This window comes from Streptomyces sp. NPDC046862 (assembly GCF_040704615.1).
In the GTDB taxonomy this organism is placed as follows: domain Bacteria; phylum Actinomycetota; class Actinomycetes; order Streptomycetales; family Streptomycetaceae; genus Streptomyces.
On the sequence record NZ_JBEYXP010000078.1, the window covers coordinates 1 to 4,481 of the forward strand.

2 protein-coding genes and 1 pseudogene are annotated in these 4,481 nt (G+C 73.0%); 2 read left to right on the forward strand and 1 reads right to left on the reverse strand.

The window, feature by feature from the left end; genetic code table 11:
- Positions 1 to 292: 292 nt before the first annotated feature.
- Both AB0959_RS48455 and AB0959_RS48460 read left to right on the forward strand, forming a co-directional pair.
- The gene (locus tag AB0959_RS48455; protein WP_366833364.1) at positions 293 to 898 is read left to right on the forward strand and encodes a hypothetical protein; all 606 of its coding nucleotides are present in this window, start codon (positions 293 to 295) and stop codon (positions 896 to 898) included.
- Positions 899 to 1,006: 108 nt separating this feature from the next.
- Positions 1,007 to 3,445, forward strand: a complete 2,439-nt coding sequence (locus tag AB0959_RS48460; protein WP_366833365.1) for a right-handed parallel beta-helix repeat-containing protein — start codon at positions 1,007 to 1,009, stop codon at positions 3,443 to 3,445.
- A 76-nt stretch (positions 3,446 to 3,521) separates the two neighbouring features.
- Here the strand turns inward: AB0959_RS48460 and AB0959_RS48465 are convergent.
- Positions 3,522 to 4,481, reverse strand: a pseudogene (locus tag AB0959_RS48465) (hypothetical protein); the annotation flags it as partial.

Genomic DNA, 4,481 nt, shown 5'->3' on the forward strand with positions numbered 1-4,481 from the left:
ACCAGGCCAGGCCCTTCAAGTGGGCCAAGACGGCCGACCAGATCCTCGACCGAATCTGCCGTTACTGCTCACGCATCTCCGAACCAGGTCACTAGCCGGAACCGGGCGGCGGGATCAGGTCCCCGTAGAATCACCCACGGTGGGAACACAGTCCAGGGCCGTACTCGTTGGGTCCTGATGAGAAGTTCATGAGAGGCCGCCGGGAAGGGTGATTTCGCTCTCTCTTGGCGGGGCCCGCGCGTGGACGGCTCCAACCGGGGTTATCACGGACGCGGAAAGGGGGTGCGGGACGGTGCGCGCAATCGGCGGAGTCTGGCGCTGGCGGCACAATCCGCTGCGCCGCACGACGGATCTGGTCGAGGCCTGGCTGGCCCTCGCCACCCTCGTGCTGATCCTCGTGGCCGCGCCGGTGATCGGTGCCGTCGTCGGGTCCGCCGCGCAGGACGCCCTGCAGCAGTCCGTGAGGGAGCAGCGCCAGGCCCGGCACGACGTGACGGGCACCGTGGTCAAGAAGGCCGACGGCTCTCCGCTGGATCCGGACCCGGAGACCGCGACCGCCCGTGACCGCAGCAGCCGTGTGATCGCCGACTGGACAGCGCCGGACGGCACCCGGCGGCACGGCATGGTGCTGGCGAACCTCAAGAACCCGCGCCCCGGTGATCACTTCAAGCTGTGGACCGACCAGCAGGGCCGCATAGTGGGCCGCCCGCTGGACTCCGCCACGGCGGCGACGCACGCGGTGCTGGCCGGTTTCGGCTCCGCGGTGCTGGCCGCGGGGGTCGTGGAGGGCGCCAGGCGGCTGATCGTCTGGCGCATGGTCCGCCGCCGGTACGCCCGTTGGGACCAGGCATGGGACAAGGCGGGCCCGGACTGGGGGAGGACGGGCACAGGCAGCTGACGGCCTTGCCGCTCTGGTCAACCGCCCGTCCCCGCGCACGCTACGGTGGACCGGCCGAACTGTTCGGCTAACGACCCGCGTTCAACGAGGTGGGGGCACAGCAGCGCCATGGCACAGGGCACGGTCCAGGTGACGCACACCGGCACATCGCGGTGGCGGCGCCGCACAGGTGAGTACGCTTCGCTCGCCGCGGCCCTGGAGGCCGCGAGCGACGGCGACGTGCTCACCGTCGCTCCCGGTACGTACCGGGAGAACCTCGTGCTGCAGCGGTCCGTGACCCTGCGGGGCCCCGAAGGCTCCCCGGGCTCCGTGCGCATCGCCCCGGTGGACGGGGTTCCGCTGACCGTGCGGGCCTCCGCCGTGGTGCAGGACCTGCACGTGGAGGGCCAGGACTCGGCCGCGCCCGCCCTGCTCGTCGAGAGCGGTGTGCCGGAGCTGCTGGACGTGCGGATCGTGACGCGGTCCGCGACCGGCATCGAGGTGCGCGGTGACGCACGGCCGACGGTGCGCCGCTGCACGGTCGACAACCCGGCCGGGATCGGGATCGCCGTCATGGACGGCGGCAGCGGGGTGTTCGAGGAGTGCGAGGTCGTGGCGGCCGGGCAGGCGGCGGTCGCCGTCCGCGGCGGCGCCCACCCGCGCTTCGAGCGCTGCCGGATGCACCACGCCTCCGGGGTGGGCCTGTCGGCGACCGGTGAGAACTCCTCGCTGGAGGCCGTCGGCTGCGAGGTGTACGAGGTCCGGGGCTCCGGAGTGCAGATCACCGGGCGGGCCACGGCACACCTCACCGACTGCGATGTGCACCGGACCAGCGCGGACGGGGTCACGCTGGACACGGACGCCGTGCTCACGCTCGCCGACTGCCGCATCCACGACATCCCTGAGAACGCGGTCGACCTGCGCTCCCGCTCCGTCCTCACGCTGACGCGCACGACGGTGCGGCGGTTCGGGCGCAACGGCCTGTCGGTGTGGGACCCGGGTACGCGCGTGGACGCGAACCAGTGCGAGATCTTCGACAGCACGGGCGACTATCCGGCGGTCTGGGTCAGTGACGGCGCGACGGCCGTGCTGGAGTCGTGCCGCGTGCACGACGTGCCCGACGCGCTGTTCGTCCTGGACCGCGGCTCGCGCGCGGACGTCGTCGACAGCGACCTCACGCAGGTACGCAACACGGCCGTGTCCGTCAGCGACGGGGCGACCGCGCAGCTCGACGACTGCCGGATCAGGGATGCCGCGACGGGCGCCTGGTTCCGGGACCATGGCAGCGGCGGCACCCTGTCCAGCTGCACGGTGGACGGCACGCAGACGGGTGTGATCGTCACCAAGGGCGCCGACCCCACCATCGAGCGCTGCACGGTCACCTCGCCCGCGGAGGCCGGCTTCTATGTCTCGGCCGAGGGCCGCGGCAGCTTCGTGGGCTGCCGGGTGACGGGCAGCGGCGGCTACGGCTTCCATGTGATCGACGGCTGCCGTACGACGCTGCGGAAGTGCCGTACGGAGCGCTGCGCGCGCGGGGGCTACGAGTTCGCGGACGGCGGCCCCGGCGACACGGGCGGCGGTCCCCTGGTCGAGGACTGCACGAGCGACGAGAGCGCCGGGGTGCGGCCACCGGCGGCGCGGGAGACCGCGGTGCAGACCACGGGTCACTCACCCGGCCTGCTGGGCTCGATCCCCGGCCAGCGCACCACCGAGCAGGAGCCGTACGTCGCGGCCGTCCCGGAGCCCTCGCAACCGACGCGGACCTCGCACGACGTGCTGGGTGAACTCGACGCGCTGGTGGGCCTGGACAGTGTCAAGCTCGAGGTGCGCGCCCTCACCGACATGATCGAGGTGGGGCGGCGCCGTCAGGAGGCGGGCCTCAAGGCGGCCTCCGTCCGGCGTCACCTGGTCTTCACCGGCTCCCCGGGCACCGGCAAGACGACGGTCGCCCGCCTGTACGGCGAGATCCTGGCCTCGCTCGGCGTCCTGGAGAAGGGCCACCTCGTCGAGGTGTCCCGGGTCGACCTCGTCGGCGAGCACATCGGTTCCACGGCCATCCGCACCCAGGAGGCGTTCGACCGGGCACGCGGCGGGGTGCTGTTCATCGACGAGGCGTACGCGCTGTCGCCCGAGGACTCGGGCCGCGACTTCGGCCGCGAGGCCATCGACACGCTGGTGAAGCTGATGGAGGACCACCGGGAGGCGGTGGTGGTGATCGTCGCGGGGTACACGGCCGAGATGGAACGGTTCCTTCAGGTCAACCCTGGTGTGGCGTCCCGTTTCTCACGGACCATCAGGTTCGGTGACTACGGTCCGGAGGAGTTGCTGCGGATCGTGGAGCAGCAGGCCGAGGAGCACGAGTACCGGCTGGTCCCGGGCGCCTCCGAGTCCCTGCTGAAGTACTTCACGGCGATTCCGAAGGGGCCGACGTTCGGCAACGGCCGCACCGCGCGGCAGACCTTCGAGGCGATGGTCGAGCGTCACGCGGGCCGCGTCGCGCAGTTCGCCGAGCCGAGCACGGACGATCTCACGCTGCTCTACCCGGAGGACCTGCCGGAGCTGCCGTGACGGGCAGGTTCTGACGCGCTGATCCAGGCGGCCGGGCGGCCCGTGGGCCACCCGGTCACCCGGTCGCCCGTGGGTCTCACTCCCCGCCGCGCGGGACCGGTACCTCGGGCCCGATCCGGTCCAGCAGCCGCTTGCGTTCCGCCGCGAAGGCCGGGTCGGCCTGGTAGTCGGAGTGGCCGAGGATCGGGGCGGGCAGCGGATGGGCCGGGGTACGGCCGTAGGCGAGAGGGTCCTTGAAGGGCTCGGCGTCGACCCCGGGACCGCAGCCACCGGGCAGGCGCACCGGGCCACCGATGGGGTCGGTCAGGCGGTACAGGTTGCGCCAGCAGTCCACCTCGCGGTGCAGGGAGCCGAGGGCGTGCGGGCCGAAGTGGGCCGGGAACCAGCGCCCGTACAGCCGCTCCAGCGGTGAGCCGTAGGTGAGCAGCGCGACCCGCCCCCGGACCGACGGGGTCAGCTGCCAGGCTGCCGCCGCCGCGAGGACGCTGCCCTGGGAGTGCCCGGAGAGGACGAGCCGCCCGCCGGTGGCCCGTGTCCACGTCGCCATGCGCCAGGTCAGGTCGGGCACGGCACGCTCGGCGTAGCAGGGCGGCGCGAAGGGATGGGCGGCGCGCGGCCAGAACGTGCCGACGTCCCACAGGATGCCGATGGTGCGGCGCGCGGAGGCGTCCTTGTAGGCGCGGCGGCCGGACGCGACGAAGAGGATGAACCCGAAGCCGATCAGCCAGGACCCGAGGGCCTGCGCGGTGTCGGCGGCGCCCGCCACGAAGGGGGACGCGCCGCGCGCGGCCTCGCCCGGCACCTTCTCGGTGATCGCCGCCCCCATCAGGGCACTGAGGCCGAGGAGCAGCGTCACGGCCGAGATGACGCCGATCACGCGGGGGGCCCGGTCGGTGAGGGCTGCCATGGCGCGCGTTCCGGCGATACGGCGGGTCCGGGCCTTGTCCTGGCGCTCCGACTCCTCGTCGGCCGGCCCGGCCGCCTCCGTGTCCACCCCCTCGTCCGGCTCGACGGCCGCCCGCCCGACCGGCTCCGC

Bases quoted from the DNA above. Each gene is read 5' to 3' on its own strand.
- AB0959_RS48460 (WP_366833365.1), top strand. From the start codon at position 1,007: ATGGCACAGGGCACGGTCCAGGTGACGCACACCGGCACATCGCGGTGG.